General features: G+C 30.0%; 21 protein-coding genes. 1 reads left to right on the top strand and 20 read right to left on the bottom strand.

The window, feature by feature from the left end:
- Positions 1–62: 62 nt before the first annotated feature.
- The 3 genes from selA to RR409_RS03480 all read right to left on the bottom strand — a co-directional run bounded on the left by selA (position 63) and on the right by RR409_RS03480 (position 3353).
- Entirely contained in the window at positions 63–1445 is a 1383-nt protein-coding gene (selA, locus tag RR409_RS03490) for an L-seryl-tRNA(Sec) selenium transferase (protein ID WP_332556331.1), read from the bottom strand.
- Between the two features lie 13 nt (positions 1446–1458).
- Positions 1459–2487 (bottom strand): selenide, water dikinase SelD, encoded by a 1029-nt coding sequence (selD, locus tag RR409_RS03485; protein ID WP_332556330.1) that lies wholly within the window; start codon positions 2485–2487, stop codon positions 1459–1461.
- A 185-nt stretch (positions 2488–2672) separates the two neighbouring features.
- Positions 2673–3353: a helix-hairpin-helix domain-containing protein gene (locus RR409_RS03480; RefSeq protein WP_332556329.1), complete on the bottom strand. Its 681-nt coding sequence runs from the start codon at positions 3351–3353 to the stop codon at positions 2673–2675.
- A gap of 110 nt (positions 3354–3463) precedes the next feature.
- Between RR409_RS03480 and RR409_RS03475 the strand changes: the two genes are divergently transcribed.
- Positions 3464–4744, top strand: coding sequence for a D-alanyl-D-alanine carboxypeptidase family protein (locus RR409_RS03475; RefSeq protein WP_332556328.1), 1281 nt, complete (start codon positions 3464–3466; stop codon positions 4742–4744).
- A 127-nt stretch (positions 4745–4871) separates the two neighbouring features.
- On the opposite strand, the gene RR409_RS03470 is transcribed toward RR409_RS03475, so the two are convergent.
- The 17 genes from RR409_RS03470 to rodA form a co-directional block, all read right to left on the bottom strand.
- On the bottom strand, positions 4872–5768 hold the full coding sequence (locus RR409_RS03470; protein ID WP_332556327.1) for an RluA family pseudouridine synthase: 897 nt from the start codon (positions 5766–5768) through the stop codon (positions 4872–4874).
- Positions 5769–5862: 94 nt separating this feature from the next.
- Positions 5863–6246: a RidA family protein gene (locus RR409_RS03465; protein ID WP_332556326.1), complete on the bottom strand. Its 384-nt coding sequence runs from the start codon at positions 6244–6246 to the stop codon at positions 5863–5865.
- A 30-nt stretch (positions 6247–6276) separates the two neighbouring features.
- Positions 6277–7650, bottom strand: a complete 1374-nt coding sequence (locus RR409_RS03460; RefSeq protein ID WP_332556325.1) for an LCP family protein — start codon at positions 7648–7650, stop codon at positions 6277–6279.
- 11 nt (positions 7651–7661) lie between these two features.
- Positions 7662–8228 carry a bis(5'-nucleosyl)-tetraphosphatase (symmetrical) YqeK gene (gene yqeK, locus RR409_RS03455; RefSeq protein ID WP_332556324.1) on the bottom strand — a complete coding sequence of 189 codons (567 nt, stop codon included), beginning with the start codon at positions 8226–8228 and terminating at the stop codon, positions 7662–7664.
- Positions 8229–8241: 13 nt separating this feature from the next.
- Positions 8242–8844, bottom strand: coding sequence for a nicotinate-nucleotide adenylyltransferase (gene nadD, locus RR409_RS03450; RefSeq protein WP_332556368.1), 603 nt, complete (start codon positions 8842–8844; stop codon positions 8242–8244).
- A 540-nt stretch (positions 8845–9384) separates the two neighbouring features.
- Positions 9385–9678, bottom strand: a complete 294-nt coding sequence (gene yhbY, locus RR409_RS03445) for a ribosome assembly RNA-binding protein YhbY (RefSeq protein WP_332556323.1) — start codon at positions 9676–9678, stop codon at positions 9385–9387.
- Between the two features lie 9 nt (positions 9679–9687).
- Positions 9688–10965, bottom strand: a complete 1278-nt coding sequence (gene obgE, locus RR409_RS03440) for a GTPase ObgE (protein WP_332556322.1) — start codon at positions 10963–10965, stop codon at positions 9688–9690.
- Positions 10966–11277: 312 nt separating this feature from the next.
- Positions 11278–11580: a 50S ribosomal protein L27 gene (gene rpmA / locus RR409_RS03435; protein WP_017414454.1), complete on the bottom strand. Its 303-nt coding sequence runs from the start codon at positions 11578–11580 to the stop codon at positions 11278–11280.
- Between the two features lie 4 nt (positions 11581–11584).
- Positions 11585–11917, bottom strand: coding sequence for a ribosomal-processing cysteine protease Prp (locus RR409_RS03430; protein WP_332556321.1), 333 nt, complete (start codon positions 11915–11917; stop codon positions 11585–11587).
- Between the two features lie 2 nt (positions 11918–11919).
- The gene (rplU, locus tag RR409_RS03425) at positions 11920–12231 is read right to left on the bottom strand and encodes a 50S ribosomal protein L21 (protein ID WP_332556320.1); all 312 of its coding nucleotides are present in this window, start codon (positions 12229–12231) and stop codon (positions 11920–11922) included.
- Positions 12232–12386: 155 nt separating this feature from the next.
- Positions 12387–13850, bottom strand: coding sequence for an Rne/Rng family ribonuclease (locus RR409_RS03420; protein ID WP_332556319.1), 1464 nt, complete (start codon positions 13848–13850; stop codon positions 12387–12389).
- Positions 13851–13871: 21 nt separating this feature from the next.
- A complete protein-coding gene (locus RR409_RS03415) occupies positions 13872–14576 on the bottom strand; it encodes a TIGR03936 family radical SAM-associated protein (protein WP_332556318.1) in 705 nt (234 codons plus the stop codon).
- Positions 14554–16404 (bottom strand): TIGR03960 family B12-binding radical SAM protein, encoded by a 1851-nt coding sequence (locus RR409_RS03410; protein ID WP_332556317.1) that lies wholly within the window; start codon positions 16402–16404, stop codon positions 14554–14556. Before RR409_RS03410 ends, RR409_RS03415 begins: the two co-directional genes overlap by 23 nt.
- A gap of 185 nt (positions 16405–16589) precedes the next feature.
- The gene (locus RR409_RS03405; RefSeq protein WP_332556316.1) at positions 16590–17441 is read right to left on the bottom strand and encodes a M50 family metallopeptidase; all 852 of its coding nucleotides are present in this window, start codon (positions 17439–17441) and stop codon (positions 16590–16592) included.
- A 22-nt stretch (positions 17442–17463) separates the two neighbouring features.
- Positions 17464–18264 (bottom strand): M23 family metallopeptidase, encoded by an 801-nt coding sequence (locus RR409_RS03400; protein WP_332556315.1) that lies wholly within the window; start codon positions 18262–18264, stop codon positions 17464–17466.
- A gap of 325 nt (positions 18265–18589) precedes the next feature.
- A complete protein-coding gene (mgsA, locus tag RR409_RS03395) occupies positions 18590–18961 on the bottom strand; it encodes a methylglyoxal synthase (RefSeq protein ID WP_332556314.1) in 372 nt (123 codons plus the stop codon).
- A 193-nt stretch (positions 18962–19154) separates the two neighbouring features.
- On the bottom strand, positions 19155–20252 hold the full coding sequence (rodA, locus tag RR409_RS03390; protein WP_332556313.1) for a rod shape-determining protein RodA: 1098 nt from the start codon (positions 20250–20252) through the stop codon (positions 19155–19157).
- Positions 20253–20287: the final 35 nt, after the last annotated feature.

Below are 20287 nucleotides of genomic sequence, written 5' to 3'. Positions count from 1 at the left end.
TATAAAAAAATTTCATTAGCTAAAAGTGGTTGAACAAAATAATCTTATTATTTTTCAAAGAATCAATTCATATTATAAAAAGAATTTACTACCATATTAAAATCTTTTTCATACAAAGTTCTTGCATCTAAAATAACTTCATTATTGAAAATTCTACATATCACTGGAGTTTCGCCCATTCTCAATTTATATTCTATTTCTTGAGGTGAAAACTTCTCACTGGTAACTTTCACCACATAAGTTGGAATTTTTTCTGTTGGCATGGATCCTCCCCCAACCATGGAGTAATCACTATCTACTACAAAATTGAATTCATTTATCTTTTCCTGAAGTCTCTTTTTAAGTTTAATAGCCTTCTTCTTCACCTCTTCTTTTGGTGATAATATCATATTTAAAGATGGTATATTGTTTATTGCATCTTTTTCGTCTAAGTAGTATTTAAAAGTACCTTCAAGAGCTGCCAAAGTCATCTTATCAATTCTTAGTGCCCTCGTAAGTTGATTCTTCTTCATAAGGTCTATGTATTGCTTCTTGCCCACAATAATGCCTGCCTGCGGTCCTCCAAGCATTTTATCACCACTAAAGGTTACTACGTCTATACCTTTTTTTATGCTTTCTTGTACTGTAGGTTCATAAGTGAATCCATATTTTGAGAAGTCTATTAAAACTCCACTTCCAATATCTTCGATTACTGGTATGTTTTTTTCATTTCCTAATTTCACAAGCTCTTCAATAGCTACCTCTTCAGTAAACCCATAAATCTTAAAATTAGATGTATGGATTTTAAGGAGCACACCAGTATTTTCAGTTATATTATTTTCATAATCATAAAGATGCGTTCTATTTGTAGTTCCAACCTCTACTAGTTTTGCTCCACTAAATTTCATTACATCTGGAACTCTAAATGATCCCCCAATTTCAACAAGCTGCCCCCTTGAGACTATTGCTTCCTTTCCTTTAGCTAGGGTGTCCAGTGCTAGCATTATCGCTGCTGCATTATTATTAACTACCATTGCAGCTTCTGCCCCAGTAACCTTCTTAATGAGATCCTCTATATGAGAATATCTTGAACCTCTTTTTCCACTTTCTATATCATATTCTAAATTATTATAGTTCCCTGCTACTGCCAGCACATTTTCCATTGCTTTTTCAGCAAGCAGTGAACGTCCTAAATTTGTATGGATTACAGTACCAGTAGCATTTATAATCTTTTTCAAATTTGGCTTATTTCTTTTATTAATTATGGTATTAGCATGATTAATAACTTCTTCTTTTTCTATATTAGCTATTGCTCCTTGTAAAATTTCTTGTCTAAAAAAATCTATAGCTTCTCTCAAACAATCTACAACTAAATTTCGCGGATTATTATCAATTGCTAATTGAACAACTTCTTCTTTTAATAATTCATCTATTTTAGGTAGTTTTCTTAATAACTGATTATTCATATATTTTCTCCTATTATTCAACTATAATATGTTTATCCCCCATTGGTATTACTTCACCAATAATTTTTGATAATAGTTCTAACTTTGAGAGTTCTTCCATAATTTGTTTTGCTTCTGTAGGCGAAGCAGATATTAATAGTCCACCTGAAGTTTGTGGGTCAAATAAAACATCCTGAAGCCATATAGGTATATTTTTTAGTTCATATTTTCCTTCAAGATATTTCCTATTATTATAGCTACCTATTGGAATTAATCCCATTTCTGCATACTCTTTCACTCCATTTATTAGTGGTAGCTGTTCTTTGTATAATTTAAAAGTAACTTCTGATGCACTAGCCATTTCATAAGTATGACCCATTATTCCAAATCCTGTAATATCTGTACATGCAGTTACCTCATAATTTACAATAATCTCTCCTGCATATTTATTTAATGTACTCATTACCTTTACAGCTTCGTCATAAACTTCTTTTGATGCCAATTCAGCCTTTATTGCCGTGGTAATAATTCCTGTTCCTAAAGGTTTTGTCAAGATTAATACATCTCCTACCTTAGAACCATAGTTTTTTAAAACTTTATCTGGATGTACAATTCCCATGACAGATAATCCATATTTTGGCTCATCATCTTCCACCGTATGCCCACCTATAACTACAGCTCCCGACTCTATAACCTTATCTGCTCCACCTTTTAAAATTTCACCTAATACTTCGATGTTTAAACAGTTAGGAAAACACACTATATTTAAGGCTACAGTAGGTTTCCCCCCCATAGCGTATACATCACTTAGTGAGTTTGCTGCTGCAATAGCTCCATAAGTATATGGATCATCTACTACAGGTGTAAAAAAATCTAAAGTTTGAATTGCTGCGATTTCATCAGTTAATTTATATACCGCTGCATCATCAGATGTTTCAATACCAACTATTAAATTCTCGCTCTCCATCTTTGGTAATTTACCTAATATTTTTGAAAGGGTCTCCGGCCCTATTTTTGCTGCTCAGCCAGATGTTTTTGAAAGCTCTGTTAGTCTTTTTTCCATCTTTTGTACCTCCATATATTAATGCACTATACACTATTTTATTTTAGTTGAATTATCATAATTAAAAACCTAATGTAATTTTGGTTCTTAGTCTTATGAAAGAACTGCTTTAATCCTAGATTTAAATTTCTATAAATTTAACTTACTAACTCATATATAAATCTGTAATAATTTTATACTAATAACTATTTTATGTCCACATTATCTCTTAATTTGTCCACAGTTTTACTGCCAATACCCTCTACATTTCCTAAATCATCAATGGACTTAAATCCTCCATTTTTTTCTCTATAATCAATAATTGCCTTTGCTTTCACTTCCCCAATGCCATATAGAGTAGATAGTTCTTCAACACTAGCTTTATTAATATTTATTTTTTTACTTGCATTGTTAGTTTCTAAACTACTTCCCACTGGGGTAATTAATTCTATATTTTCACTTTCTCCCTTTTTATATATGTAAACACATTCTTCATCTGTAAGTATTTTAGAAAAATGTATAGTATTTTCGTCTGCTTCTTCTGTTAGACCTCCTGCAGCTTGAATTAAATCCCTTACTCTCGCCCCCTCTACTAACTCATATTCTCTAGAATTTTTTACTGCCCCTTTAATATCTACAACTATTTTATTTTCTTCCTTTAACTCTTTATTAGAATCTATATTTTCTTCACTATTAGTTTTGTAGTTTGTTGCTTTTTCATTAATCGCTTTATTGTTATCAACAAAAATAGACTCCTCACCATCTTTTGAAAAAATTTGTTCGTAGACTTGTTTATCTCTTTTATTTATAAAATGTCCACTTATTAAAAATACTAAGCTTAACACTAGTATACTAACGGCACCAACTAACTTCTCCTTTAACTTCATACTTTCTACCTCCTATTTCATTCTCATTATTACCATCTTTTATAAAATTCTATCGAAATTATAGTTTTTTTTTGGTATAATCAATTTAATATTTATTTTAGGAGGCTCTTATGAAAAAGATATTTTTATGTTTATCCTTAACATTATCTATAATAACTTTAAATATAACTAATGTGTTTGCTGCTTCAGCTGCTCCTTCTGTAAATGCTAATGGAGTAGTTGTGATGGATTCAGTTACAGGTACAGTGTTATACGGTACAAATGAAAACACTAAATATCTACCTGCATCCGTAACAAAGCTTATGACTATTTTACTAACACTAGAAAAAAGTAATTTAGAAGATAAAGTAAAGGTTGGTCCAATACCTCCTACAATAGAAGGTTCAAAAATTTATATAGATAAGGATGAAGAATTAACTGTAAAAGAAATGCTTTATGCGGTTATTATGGTTTCTGCAAATGATTGTGCTCAAGCTTTAGCTGAGCATATTTCTGGAAGTCAGGAAGCCTTTGCTAAACTTATGAACGAACGTGCAAAGGAATTAGGTTGTAAAAACTCAAATTTTAAAAACCCTCATGGACTTTCTGAGGCAGATCATAAAACTACGGCTTATGACCTTGCTTTAATTGAAAAGGAGCTATTAAAGCATCCAGAATATGTAGAAATATCTAAAACTAAAACACACATGATACCAGCAACTAATATTTATCCTGAACAAAGACCTTTATGGAATGATAACAGATTATTACATGATTATGAACAATATTATTATGAATATGCTATTGCAGGAAAAACTGGATATACCGATGAATCTAGACATTCCTTTGTGGCCTCAGCAACTAAAAACAATAATACATTTATAGTAACCATGCTTTATGACCCTGTAAAAACATATTTTTCAGACAGCAAAAAACTATTTGAGTGGGCTTTTAGTAATTTTCAAACTGTAAAACTTTATTCTAAGGGAGAAGAAGTAACTACATACACCTCTTCGAATGGAACAGTGATACCTCTTTTAGCATCAGAAGATATTTATTATACTAAGGATTTAAATTTGAATGATACTCCAAAATTTAATCTAGACCCTACTCAATTAAATAACAAATATTTTCTTAAAGGTCAACCTATTGCTGAAGGTAATGTAACTTATGCTTCTCAAGCTTATACTGTTACTTTAGTTAGCGCAGTTGATTATGAGAAAAAAACGCTACCTGTTGTAGGGGACTTAATGACTACAGAAACTAATACTATAAACTATACCTATCTCACTTTTTTACTATTATCTATTTTCCTATTCTTTTGCTTATTAGCCTTTGGATACTTTAGAATGCTTAAAGCAAAAGTAATCAAAAATTATAATAAGAATACACTAAAAAAAAGATACAAATAAAATAAAATGTAGGTAATAAAAGTGTATATTTATTACCTACATTTTATTTGCACTAAAAGCTTTTATTTTACATATAAAATTAGCAAATTTTATATGGTTACTGCCTTATATAAACTGAATTTTCCAATCATTTAATTTTGCATATAAGTTCTTTTATGTCATTAGGTAAATCACTTACTAGCATCAACTCTTCTCCAGTTCTTGGATGAGGAATAATAAGTTTATAGGCATGCAATGCCTGTCTATTAATTACATTAATTTCCTCTTCTCCTCCATAAAGAGAATCTCCATATATCGGATGTCCCATATGACTCAAATGCACCCTAATTTGATGAGTTCTTCCAGTCTCAAGGGTTAGCTCTACTAGACAATCTTTATCATAGCTTTCCACAATATTATAATGAGTAATACTTCTCTGCCCCTCATCACACACTATTCTTTTAATGCTATCTTCATTTGGCCTTCCTATTGGTAAGTCTATAGTTCCATTCTTAGGTTCAATATGCCCATGTATAATAGCTAAATAAGATTTTATAATTTTATTTTCTTCCATAGACTTTGCTAAACTCATATGGGCAAATTGGTTTTTAGCAATCATTATTAATCCAGAGGTATCCCTATCCAGTCTACTTACCAACCTAACTATACATCCTTCATTATTCTTTCTAAAGTGATATAATACTCCATTTGATAATGTTCCTATAGGATGACTTTTTGTAGGATGTACTACCATAAACGGGCGTTTATTTACTACTAATAAATCATCATCCTCATATATTACTTCAATATTCAAGTCTTCAGGAATTATATTTTGATTCTCATCCTTTTCCACCTGTATCAAAATTAAATCTCCCATTTCAAGCTTATAATTTAATTTCACCGTTTTTTCATTTACTTTAATTCTTTTTTCCATGGCAGCATTTCTTGTAAATCTTCCAGAGAAATTAAGTATATCGGTCATATATTCTCTTATTTTCATACCATTGCCAGTTTTATCAACTTCATATTTAAGACTCTTACTCATACTCCACCTCCTGCTATAACTTAATTTTAAAAAACCTCCAGAAATCTGGAGGTTTAAATTAAATTTTTCTTTAATAAGTTATTTCCTCTTTTACCTACTCAACTATAGCTATAACTTCTATTTCTACTAAAGCATCTTTTGGTAATTTCCCAGCTTGAACACAAGATCTTGCTGGTGGGTTTACTGAGAAATATTTTTCATAAACTTCATTCATTGCAGTAAAGTCATTCATATCCTTTAAAAATACTAAAGTTTTTACAACTTTATCTAGGGATGTTCCAGCCTCTTCTAATATTGCTTTAACATTATCTAAAGATTGAGCTGTAGCCTTTTGTATATCATCATTAATAAATTCTCCAGTTGCAGAATTTATTGCTAGTTGTCCAGATGTATATAACAAGTTTCCTACCTTTACTGCTTGAGAATATGGTCCTAAAGCTGCTGGAGCTTTTGTTGTGCTTATAATTTGTTTTTCCATTTTTAATCCTCCTAAGATTTTACTATTTAATTATTGTTGTGGTTTTATATAATTCCTATCTGCACCTAATATAACCTCTACTTCATAGAAGTCGTTATATTTAGTGGAGTAGTCAATATTATCTATGCCAAATTGTTTTTTTATATGATCCCCTACCTCTTTTTCTAGCCCATAAATTATAATTTTAGATTTTTGTGTAGGTTCAGCATCTCCTAAGTCATATGTTGTAAATCCTAATTTGCCTATATACTCACCAAAATCTGATGCTAACCCTGTCTTCCCGCTACCATTTAAGATTTTAATTCTTATATTATCTGTATCTATATTGCTAGTAGAAGATTTTTCATTAAATATAGCATTTACTTCAGTGTTCTTAGATTTATCAAATATAAAATATGAAATTCCATCAATATATTTATCTTCACCAGCTATGATATGATAGCCAATATTCTCTCTTTGTGTTCTAGCTATACTCATAGCATATTTAATTATTTCATTTGCATTTAAATCTGTTTCAATATATTTAGGGAATATGGACAATATACCTGGTATTTTAGGTATTATAGCTGGACTTTGAACCTTAGCTAATACGGTATTAAAGAATTGTTGCATATGTTTAATCCTTCCCATATCTCCATCTATATATCCAGTACCATCATTATTTTTTCTCCATCTTATGAAACCTTCTGCCTGTTTTCCATCTAAACGTTGAGGCTTATCACTTTTCCTAAGATTGATGTGAAGATTTTGAGTTGGATCATCATAGTACATATTTCTCTCAACTACAACCTCAATTCCTCCAAGAGCATCTATAAACTCCCTAAAGGCTATAGTATCAATTTTTACATAATGATCTATTTTAATACTTAATAATTTTTCCACTTCTTCTACTGCTAATGGAATTTCACCAAAAGCATGAGCAGAGTTGATCTTTTTATCTGATCTAGTTGTATTAATTTTTGTATCTCTGGGTATGGAAACTATATCATATTTCTTCTCTTTTGAGTTATAATGTACAACCATCATAGTATCCGTTCTTCTTGGGTCATTTTTATCCTTCTCATCACCACTGCCAAGATCAACGCCAACTACCAATATATTTGTTGAGTCTTTTATTTCATCCCTAATTTGCTCATCTATCTCAGGAGTGTCTTTTGACCCTCCACTACTGTCACCAATTTCAATAGAATTCTTACTGAAACTTTGAAGATAAGCATAGGTTCCAGCTGTTGCTAAAACAATTATAAAAAACAAAGTTATCATTGTAATTGCAAATGCAGACTTTTTCTTATTTCTCTTTTTTACTACCGTATCACCATTACCTGACTTTTCACCAATAAATTCATTTTCCTTATTATCTGTGCTTTTATTTGATCTCGTTAGCTTTCTTTCTCTTTTACTCATAATATCACCTACTAATTTTTATATAACAGATAGTTTCTTGCTTCTATAGTGTCTATATGAAGCAGGCTTCCCCTTGAAACTGTATAATTTATGGTATCATCAAAGGATTTTAGTAGTACTTTATCTAAGTCTATATACGTAAGTTTTCTTAATTCGTTAACGCCTCTAAAATTTCTTGATGGTTCAATATAATCTGAAATGTATATAATTTTTTCAAGTAGACTCATGTCTTTTCTTCCTGTAGTATGATATCTAATTGAGTTTAAAATATCCTCATCATATATTTCAAAAATATTCTTGCTTATATAACTACCTACCAATCCATGAAGTAATTGTGGTGCATGTAAATATATTTCTGGTAACTTTCCTTCTTTTTCTTCCGCCATGTGTATTAGTTCGCCTCGAGTTAAATTTTTTGCGCAATCATGACACAAACCTGCAATTCTAGCTTTATACGGATCAGCCCCATAGAAAATTGCTAACTTCTCACTGGTTTCCATAACTCCAATACTATGAATAAATCTAGGCTCATTTAATTGTTCTTTAATATACTTTTTTATTTGTTCCTCCTGCCACATATCTTCACATCCTTTATTTATATAGAATGTATTTCTTTATAACCTCTTCTATTCCACATGGAAGAAGATAGCTAACCTGCCTATTTAATCGTATTTTCTCCTTTATAGCTGTTGAAGACACATCTATAACAGGCATATGTAAATATATTATTTCTCTTTTATATGTTTTTTCAATAGTTTCCTTCATTTTGAAAATTTCTTCTGCTGTGTATCCAGGCCTAGAAAATACTATAAGAGTACAATTCTCTAGTATAATATCTATGTTTTTCCACTTATTTAAGTCCATTAGGCTATCAACCCCTGTAAGAAAGTACCACTCAGTTTCAGGTTCTATAGCATTGAAGTGCTGTAATGTTTTGTAGGTATAACTTAGACTTCTACTATTTACCTCATAATCACTAATTTGAAACATTGACTCACCTTTAATAGCCATGTTTACCATCTCATATCTTATATCTGCTGAGGTTTTAACCTTATTTACTTTATGTGGAGGATTTCCGTTTGGCATGAAAATAACTTTATCAAGATTTAAATTGTATAATGCCTCATAGGCAATATGCATATGTCCAACATGAATTGGATCGAATGTACCTCCAAAAATAGCTTTTTTCATAATAAAACCTTCTTTATTTTTTATAATACCACACAAACGAAATTTTACCAAATTTCTAGTATGTTTTTCAATACTATTATCCCCATTATTTTAAAAAAATAATTTTGTATCACGAGGCATATAACTTGTACTCTAAAAATACCATAATCCAGTTTAAAATTTCATGTTTCTTAATTTATTCTAAACAATTTACCTCATCTTAAACTTTATTTATTATATTTGAAATGCTTTAAATCTTTATATCGCACCTAATAAAACCTTTTTATTATTAACTTGTTACATCTATTATAGCTTGTTTACTTATTTTATAAAAATTAAACTAGTAAAGTTATTTCTTTACTAGTTTAATCTATTTCATATTGTTAGTAATACCTAGTTCTGTCTCCCGCCCATACTACCTAACCTTACATATCTAAAACTCTTTCACATATAGGTAAATAATGAATATGTATAATTCTAGGAGATACAGTATTTCTCCTGCCCTTAAATAGACCTTTTACTTCAAGTTGTACAATAAAAATAATAATTAAGCTTAAATCACTTTTATTTAGGTAACTCTATTTTAGGGTTTTTTGATGATTTTCTATAAATCACAAGCTTGCTTCCTATTGCTTGAATTCCTTCACAGCCTAATTCCTCACAAATTATCTCAGATGCTTCTCTAGCTGTAATTCCACTATTGTTTAAAGCTTTTATTTTTATTAATTCTCTTGCTTCCAATGCTTGATCTATTTGCGCTAAGAAGTTTTCTTCTATGCCAGCTTTTCCAACCTGGAAAATTGGGTCCATATTATTTGCTAAAGATCTTAAGTAACTTCTTTGTTTTGTAGTTATCATACTTTCCTCCTATAATAAGAATTCAAATTCAAAATCATTAAGTCTTACTAAATCCCCATCCTGAATTCCTTTTTCTTTTAATTCATCCATAACTCCCTTATTTCTTAATACCTTATGGAAATATCTTAAAGAATCTGGATCATTAACATTTACACTATTTAATAATCTATCTACGAAAGTTCCAGTAATTTCGAAAATTCCTGTTTCCACTTCATTAATAGAATAAGTAAATCTTTTTTCTTCTACTTTATATCTTTCCTCTTCGCTTATCTCTAAATCTTTAACTGGTATAGTACTTAAAATCTCTGCTGCTTCTTTCATAAGCTCCTCAAGACCTTGATTTGTAGCTGCAGAAATTTTGAATACTTTACTATATCCCATTTGATTTAATTGTTTCTTAAAGTTCTCAAAAACTTCCTCATCAAACAACATATCTGCTTTATTAGCAGCAATTATTTGTGGTCTATCCCATAGCTTAATACTGTATTTTTTAAGTTCTTCATTTATCTTATTAAAGTCTTCAATTGGATCTCTTCCTTCAATTCCAGATATATCAACAACATGTATAAGCATTCTAGTTCTTTCGATATGTCTTAGGAAATCTAATCCTAGTCCCACACCTTCTGCTGCACCTTCAATTATTCCTGGTATATCAGCAATTACAAAAGGTTGTATTCCTTTTACTGAAACTACACCTAAATTAGGTTTTAGAGTAGTAAAATGATAATTTGCAATTTTGGGCCTTGCCTTGGAAACAACTGATAATAGTGTAGACTTACCTACATTAGGGAATCCTAAAAGACCTACGTCAGCTAAAAGTTTAAGTTCAAGCTTAACCCATCTTTCTTCTCCTGGCATTCCTGGTTCTGCAAAATCAGGCGCCTGTCTTGTAGGTGTGCAAAACTTAACATTTCCTTTTCCACCTTTTCCACCCCTGCAAAGTACGTATTTATCCCCATCATGGGCTAAATCGCACATAATCTTATCTGTTTCAACATCCTTTACTATAGTACCCATAGGAACCTTTATTATCAGAGTTTCCCCTTGCTTTCCATAGCATTTAGAGCCTTCTCCCTTTCCTCCATTATCCGCAATAAATTTTTTATTGTACGAAAAGTCTAAAAGGGTAGTCAAGTTGCTATCTACTTCTAATACTACACTACCACCATCTCCACCATCTCCACCATCTGGTCCTCCCAGTGGTACATACTTTTCTCTTCTAAAGGAAATAGCTCCATTTCCACCGTCCCCAGATTTCACGTAAATCTTGGCTGTATCTATAAACATATTCATCACCTTGCCTTAACATATATTTTAAATCTGCTTTAACTTCATTCCTGTACACACATCTAAACTTCTTTATTTCAACTTTAAAAAGTTGGTACGTTCTATATAATAACATATAAAATCATTTTAATAATATTATTAACCAAAATAGCTAATATACATCAATAAATTTTTACAATACTTTGTATTTTATAGTAATATCACTTTAAAAGCACCAATTTATAGAGTGTACTTTTTTATATCATAGAAATTTTTATTATAGTCTAAATCTATGATATAAAAAAGCACCCCTTGAAGGGTGCTTCTTATATACTATTCAGCTATTGCAACTTCTACGTCGATTGGGTAAACACTAGCTTTCTTTTTATCTCTACCCATTCTTTCGAATTTAACAACTCCATCTACTTTAGCAAAAAGAGTGTCATCTCCACCAATTCCTACATTGTTTCCTGGGTGAATTTTTGTTCCTCTTTGTCTAACAAGAATGTTTCCTGCAAGTACAAATTGTCCATCTGCACGTTTAACTCCAAGTCTTTTAGACTCACTGTCTCTTCCGTTCTTTGAGCTACCTACCCCTTTTTTATGAGCAAATAACTGAAGGTTCATAATTAGCATAATATTACACCTCCTCTAATTCTACTTTTATATAGTCACTATAAGTAATTTCAATACTTTTTAATCCAAGCAACATGGTTTCTAAAAGAACCTGACATCTTTCAATGTCATTATCACTTTGATTTTGCAAAGTTAAATTCAAAAATCCATCTTCTATTTTATATGTAACATCTATTTTAAGAACTTCTAAAATTCCAATTAATGTAGTTTGAGAAATTGCAGAAATAGCTGCACAAGTTAAATCTACGTCTAAATCTAGCTCTCTTGGAGCAGCATGACCATATAATTTAAAACCTATAAATTTACTGGATTTTTTATAAAACTTAACGTTAGTCATAATTAAGCTTCAATCTTCTCAATTACGATCTTAGTGAATGGTTGTCTATGACCTTGTTTCTTTCTGTAGTCTTTTTTACGCTTAAATTTGAAAACTATGATTTTCTTAGCTTTACCTTGAGCTACAACCTTAGCAACAACTTTAGCACCTTCAACTACAGGCTTTCCGATCACTAAACCTTCTTCTTTACCAACTGCTAGAACTTTATCAAATTCAACAGTTGAATCAACATCAGCCTCAAGTTTTTCAACGAATAAAACGTCTCCCTCTTGAACTCTGTATTGTTTTCCTCCAGTAAGTAATACTGCGTACATTAAATACACCTCCTCAATCCAGTCTCGCCATCTCGGGTACAATTTAAATAAATTTAGAATTGTTTTAAAAACCCTATGTGTGCGGTCTACAAAAGCCATTTTAACACATATAAATATCTTTGTAAAGAAATTTATATTCGTTTTATGAAACTTTACTAAATTGTAGAAATCTTAGTATAATCAAAAATCTTCATTCCTTCAAGATTCCTTATTTGATTTGCAAACAATAAAGGTTCTACCCTTACACCTTCAAAATGCGGTGTAAAGTTCATATAAACATTTCTGTCTAGGGTTTCTATAGAAGTTATGAAGTCTATAATATTATTTCTAATTTCCTTTTCATAACTAGAATCAATCTCTATAAAAATTTCTTTAACCCCTTGTTCTACTTTGATTCTATTAATTTTATTTCTTATTATATTGGTTAAATATGATAACTTTACCTTTTGACCTTTTCCTTTACAAGTTTCACAAGGTTCTAAAATAAAATCGTATATGGACTTTCCATATCTCTTTCTTGATATTTGAACTAAATTTAACTCAGTAAAAGGATAAATCATAGGATTACTTTTATCATCTTTAAATCCTTGTTTTAATGCATTTATTATTTTAGTTTTATGACTTTCATTTTTCATGTCTATGAAATCTACTAAAATGATACCACCTATATTTCTTAATCTGATTTGATGCACTATCTCTTTGGCTGCTTCTAAATTAGTGCTTAATGCAGTATCCTTAAATGTTGTAGCTTTTGTATTCTTTGCCGAATTTACATCAATAACATACATTGCTTCAGTTTTCTCTATAACAATGTTTCCCCCGCTTGGAAGATTAATCTTACTATGTCTTAAGGATAATATTTCATTTTCTATATTGTAATAATGAAAAAGTGATAATTCTTCTTTATACAATTCCAATGAGCAATTTTCCAAACCAGCACCGTCTAAGGTGTTTTCACAATACTTGTAATCTGCTTCACAATTTAAAGTCACTTTAATATTGCCTTGGTAAATAGAATTTCTCAATATCCTACTCAAAATTCCTTCATCACTATACATAACACCTAATTTGCTTGAGTATCTAAATTTTCTAACTATCTCTAAATAATTATTATTCAAACTGTCAATCTCTTTATTTAACAAGATTACATCTACTTTTTCAGATTTAGTTCTAACCACTATTCCTAAGTTCTCTGGTTTAATAATATTTTCCTTAATATAGTCTTTGAATTCTTCATCCTTAATTTTAGGAGAAAATTCTATGTTACTATGTAAGTTTGTAAGAACTATGTATGTACCTGGCAAAGAAATTTTTTCACTAACCTTCGGCCCTTTTTTATCTATTTCTTCTTTCAGTATTTCAACTAATACCTCATCGCCTTTTTTTAACGAGGTCCCTTTGATACTATTAGTAAGATTTAAGTAAGCGTTTTTGCCATACCCAATATCAACGAAAGCACATTTTATGGCCGGAACAATATTCTTTACTATTCCTTTATATATTTCTCCAACCTTAGGGGTATTGTCTTCCTCTTCAATATAGCATTCTTTAAGCTTGCCATTTTCCTTTATAGCAATCCTAAGTAATCTATCTTCTCTCTCTATAAAAATTTCCTTCAATTAATCACACTTCCTATGTTTTTAGAAAAATTTATTAAGTGGAACTAATGCATTACCTTTATAGGCATACATATCTATTCTCTCAATATCTATAAATGCATCTTTATCTATTGCTTCAACATTTTCCTTAATAAAATCACCTAAAAGACTAGCAGACAAATTCTCTCTACTTCCACAAGCAACTAAAGTTTCAAATTCTAAGGTATCTTTATCACTTATAAGTCTAAACTCTTTAATTAAAGGTTTTATATCTACTTCCTTTTCGCCACTTTTGGACTTTTTTACAATATTCCATTGTGGCATGGCATGAAGTTCTTCTAATGAGTTTAAACTTCGTTGATTATTGGTAGATCTAAACTTCATTAAATATCTTGCTCCATCAATAATTGCCATTGCTTGTGGAGCTTTGCTATTATCATTTTTTTCTACCTTCGTAACATCTATAAATCTTACTCCACTCGGAGAATTTTCATTTAATTTATTTAAAATAACTTCTGTGTCTATATCTTCCTTTAAAACTATATCCATGTACTCTCCGATAGAATAAACTCCAACTGAAAGTGGTTGTGCAATAGATATAGCCATATGGGGATTAAAACCCTTTGAGTATTCAATAGGAATACCTGCTCTTCTAATTATTCTTTGTATAGTTCTCATTAAGTCTAAGTGAGATATAAATTTAATCTCGCTTTCTTTGCTGTATTTAATTAAGTAACGCACCTTCAAAACACTTCCCCTCTTTAAAGCTTCTATTTATTCCACAGTTTGTACAGTTGCCTCTACAATCTGGAGTAACTATAACATTCTTAGCTTTTTCATTCTCATCAATTAAGAACTCTTTGTTTATTCCGATATCTATAAAATCCCAAGGAAGTATTTCATCATAGTTTCTCTCTCTATAAGCATAAAAGTCACCATCTACATTGCATTCCTTTAGTGCTTCTTGCCACAATTCAAAATTAAAATATTCTGCCCATCCATCAAAACGTGCACCTTTTTCAAAGGCTTTAATTAACACATCGCAAAGTCTTCTATCTCCTCTTGCAAATATCGCTTCCATATAACTTAATGGAGATTCGTGCCAGTTATAAATTATTGCTCTACTTTTAATAGAATTTCTCAATTTATAAATTTTATCCTTTACATCTGGCATCTTATCCATTGGAGCCCATTGGAAAGGAGTAAATGGCTTAGGAACAAATATTGATGTACTTACAGTAACCCTAAGACCTCTTTGTCTTATATGTTTAGGAACTGCAAAATATTGTTCAACAACCTTTTCTGCCAAGTCACCAATTCCTAATACATCTTCTATCGTTTCATATGGAAGTCCTATCATAAAGTATAATTTAAGAGTAGACCATCCTGCTTCAAAAGCACTTTTGCTTGATTCAAGCATATTTTCTTCTGTAACACCTTTATTTATTATATCTCTCATTCTTTGGCTACCAGCTTCTGGTGCAAAGGTTAATCCTGTTTTTCTTACCTTTTGAATTTCTTTAATTAAATCTACAGAGAAAGAATCAATCCTTATAGACGGTAAAGATACTCCAACTTTTTCTCCTTCATATTTTTTTACTAAAGAGAAAATAAGGTTTTGTATATCCGAATAATCACAAATACTTAAAGATGATAAAGATACTTCTTCATATCCTGTATTATTTATTAAACCTTCTACTTGATTTAAAAGCTTATCTGTTTTCTTTTCTCTAACTGGTCTATATATCATGCCAGCTTGGCAAAATCTACAGCCTCTTGTGCATCCTCTAAAGGTCTCAAGAACAACTCTATCATGAACTATTTCTGTGTATGGAACTATTAGCTTGTCTGGAAATATATTTTCATTAAAATTACTTATAATTCTCTTTTTAACTTTAGCTGGCACATCTTCAAATTTAGGTTCAAATGCCTTAATCGTTCCATCTTCGTTATAGCTTACTTCATAAAGACTAGGAATATATATTCCTTGAATTTTAGAAATTGCTCTAAGATACTCAGCTTTAGGCTTATTCTTCATTTCCTTAAACTTATCAAGAATCTCATGAATAACTTCTTCTGCTTCACCAATAACTACAATATCTGCAATATCGTATAATGGTTCAGGATTATATGAACAAGGACCTCCCAACATTACAATAGGATGTTTTTCACTTCGTTGTGAAGCTCTTAGAGGAATATCTGCCATATTTAGCATATTTAAAATATTTGTATAACTCATTTCATATTGAAGTGTAAATCCTAAAAAGTCAAATTCTGCTAAAGAATCTTTACTTTCAAGAGCATAAAGTGATGTATTATTTTCTCTTAAAAGCTTCTCCATATCTGGCCATGGTGCAAAACTTCTTTCACAAAAAGTATCTTCCCTCTCATTTAGAGTGTAATATAATATTTTAGTTCCAAGATGAGACATTCCCACTTCATATACATCTGGAAAACAAAAAGCATATCTAATGTCTACTTTATTTTTATCTTTATTATAAGAGTTGAATTCTCCACCAATATATCTAGCAGGTTTTTCAACTTTATAAAGTATATCGTCAGAAATTGTATTCATAAAAATTCCTCCTTAAGTTAATTCAATTACTTATTTTATCACAAGGTGGTAATATTGCAAGAAATTTACCATTATATAAAAGTTAGAAGTTAAAATAGTTTATTCTTCTGTGTTGCTTTGTATATTAAGTTATTATACTTTGAGTCTACCTATATTCTAAGCTATATAATATAAGTTTAATCCTACTAGTTAGAGTTATTTTCATATATTAATTCTTCTAAAGTTATATTTCCTGATGACTTTAGGCTATTTAGAATATCTTCTTCATATAGTATATCCACCACATTCATATCTTCATCAAGAACGGTGAATACATTATACTTATTTTTATCCACAAGTTCTAGCAGCTGTAATAAGGATAGCTTATAATACACTGAAATAGTTTTATTTTCAATATAACCACGTTTTATAAATTTTTCCTTTTTCTTTATAATATAGCCCATAATTATATACGCTATCCTCCTTTTTTCCTTATAGGAAACGCTCAAAATAAAAATAGCTATCAAGGCCAAGTTAATATTAGATATACCCATAAGCACGGATGCAAAAAAACCTAGTAGAAAAATATATCCTATAATTATACTTATTCTTAATGCTATTTCATTAGCTTTTTTATATATTAATCTAGTAGCCAATATACTTCTTAAAACCCTTCCTCCATCTAATGGAAATACAGGAATTAGATTAAATATTCCTATAACTAAATTATATTTCATTATATGGTTTATAAAATCGCTTTTACAAAAATAATTAATACCGAAACAGAGTAAACCAATAACAAAATTCCCAACTGGCCCACTTATTGAGATTATTAAGTCCTCTTTAGGGGTTGCCTCTTCTAAATCCTTTAATTTAAGAACCGTCCCAATAGGATAAATTTCTACTGTAAATCCTGAAAACCCCAAATATCTTGCTACTATTAAATGCACACATTCATGAATTAAAACTATTATAAATCCCATAAAAAGTTCTGATTTAAATCCAATAATTAAAATGATTATTATATAAGGAATTAGGTATTTGCTAATTCTAAACAATTATTTCCTCCTATAAAAATTGCTATATAACTAAGTAGTCTGTTACCTTTTGCCTTTCTCCCATATATAATAATTCAAAATAAAAGGTTTTAAAATTAGGAAAATCCGGCTTTATTTTTCCAATAACTTGACCCTTTTCAACCTCATCCCCTACTTTTACCGTAACTTCTGTAAGATTATTATATTTTGTTTCTATTCCTTTGCCATGATCTATAACAATATAAGTGCCAAAACTTCCATCGCTATCAATTTTTTTTATTTTCCCTTTTTGACAGGAGTTTATATCACTCTCATTATCCAACTTAATCCACAGCATATTTTCCTTATTTACGCCCTGTATTAATAATGAAGTGCTATCTTCTCCATTAGAATTATTCATTGATACTGGTAGCGCATAATCTGTTTTTACTTCATCTTGTAGTGTTTCCCCACCAGTAATGGTGCTCCTTATTTTTTCAATAAACATGATACTTTTAGTTTCAACTTCTTCAAAATTAAACTGTTTTACTTTGTCTAACATTGTGTTAATGTTGTAACTTTTTTCTATAACTTCTTTACTAAAGTCATATATATCCCTAGTATAAACATTATTAAAGGTCTTACAACTTAAAAGAACAATCATAAGAAATAGTACAACTGTTAACTGAATTATGAATCTACTCCCAAAATTCTGGAATCGATTTAAAATAAAATTACCTTTTCTTCTGCTTAATTTATACGAATTCATATTGCTTGTACTAATTTTTTTGTTCATATTTTGTCTGGAAGTTTGTCTTGGAATTGAGGAGTAGTATCTTTGATAATAATCATTATAGTTACCCATTCTTTTCACCTACACTAATAAGATTTTCATTAATAAATATATTACACTAGTTAAACTTTATGATTAAAAAATAAATTTTAACTAAGTTTAAGAAAAACAAACTTTCTCAAACCTATGATTAACCCCAATATTATTTCTTGTAAATTTGCATTTAATTAAAATTTCCACTCTAAGTTCACATGAATTTAAGATAGTTCAATAAATAAAAGAAGCATTGGAGGATTTTTCATTCCAATGCTTCTTTTTTAATTAAAGTATTCATGTTAATTTTTAAAGATTTATATTATGTCTACAATTGACCTGTGTAAATATTTCTGAATTAAATTTATTCTCTATTCTTTAACGCTTTAATCACTACTTCAGCAGTACCTAGATTGGTTGCTAGTGGTATGCAGTGAACATCACAAAGTCTTATTAATGCGGTGACATCAGGTTCATGGGGTTGTGCTGTTAATGGATCTCGCAAAAAAATTATAACATCCATCTCACCTTGAGCAAGTCTTGCTCCAATTTGTTGATCTCCACCTAAAGGTCCAGATAAAAATCTATTTACTGTAAGCCCTACAAATTCACTTATAAGCTTTCCAGTAGTTCCCGTTGCATATAACTCATGCTCACTTAATACATCCTTATATCTTTTTGCAAAGTCAATCATATCATCTTTCTTTTTATCATGAGCAATTAACGCTATTCTCAAAAAAATTCCTCCCTAAAATTAAATTTTACCTATTATATTAAAAATACAATTATTATAAAGATCAACACTAGAATAAATTTATATTTTTAGATCTTTAATCTTATATTTTGTACTTCATATTTACTAAATGTTGCTTCTATTCAAAGAAAATTAAGTTCCTTTTATAAATGTAGATTTCCTATGTTTAATTACTTTAAAAGTTAATCTTATTCCTTCGCATACCAACATTTAATACAAGAGCTAAGGAAATAAAATTAGTGAGCATTGAACTACCTCCATAACTTACAAAGGGTAGTGTAATTCCTGTAATAGGCATAATTCCAATAGTCATACCCATATTTTGAATTACAGAAAATAATAATGATGCTATTACTCCTATACATATAATACTTCCACTTAAATCCTTAGAAGTTTTTGCAATGGTTATTAACTTATAAAGTAATATTCCATATAGAGTTAAAAGAAATATAGCCCCTAAAAATCCCCATTCCTCATTTATAACAGCAAAAATGAAATCTGTGTGATTTTCTGGTATAAATTTATACTGTTTTCCATTTAAAAATCCTAAACCAAAGATTCCACCAGATCCTATGGCAATTCTCGATTGCAATAGCTGAAATCCATAAGTTAGCTCAAACTTCTCAGGATTTAAAAAGGATAACAATCTGCCCTTCCAATAAACTGGCATTAATGGAGAGTTCCAAAGACCTACTACTATGACCAATACAGTTGATAGCCCACCTACAATAACTCTCCAATCAAGATTTGCAACAATTAAAATCCCTAATACAATAAAAAAAGACACCATTGTAAGTCCCATATCTGGCTGGATTACAATTAATAACATAGGTATAGCTGCATACATAAGTACCTTTGATAAATTTTTTATTGTATTAATGTTGCCCTCTAAATCTTGTATTACCCTTGCAATCATTAATATCATACCTATTTTAGCAAACTCACCTGGTTGTATAGCTCTTTGCCCTATTTTTATCCATGCATTAGCACCATTTACACTTTGACTGAATATATCATTTATCAACAATAGTGTTACTGAACTCCAATAGATTATTGGTGCGTAATTTAATATCTGAACGTAATCTACAGTTAATATAAAGTAAGTTGCTACTAACCCAATAATAAGCCAAAAGAATTGAAGCCTAGCGTAGTAAAATCCTCCTGAGCCGTATATGTTTATTATACTAAATAATACTATCATGCATATAGTACCAATTATACCAAAATCTATATGTTTTATTAGTTTATCATTTATCTTAAAGTTTTTTATCATTAACATCCCTCCAACATAAGTATGATTATATCACA

It is taken from the genome of Clostridium sp., assembly GCF_036642255.1.
GTDB lineage: Bacteria > Bacillota > Clostridia > Clostridiales > Clostridiaceae > Clostridium_J.
The sequence above is the reverse complement of the archived record's forward strand: the minus strand, read 5'-3'. Positions and strand labels throughout refer to the sequence as shown.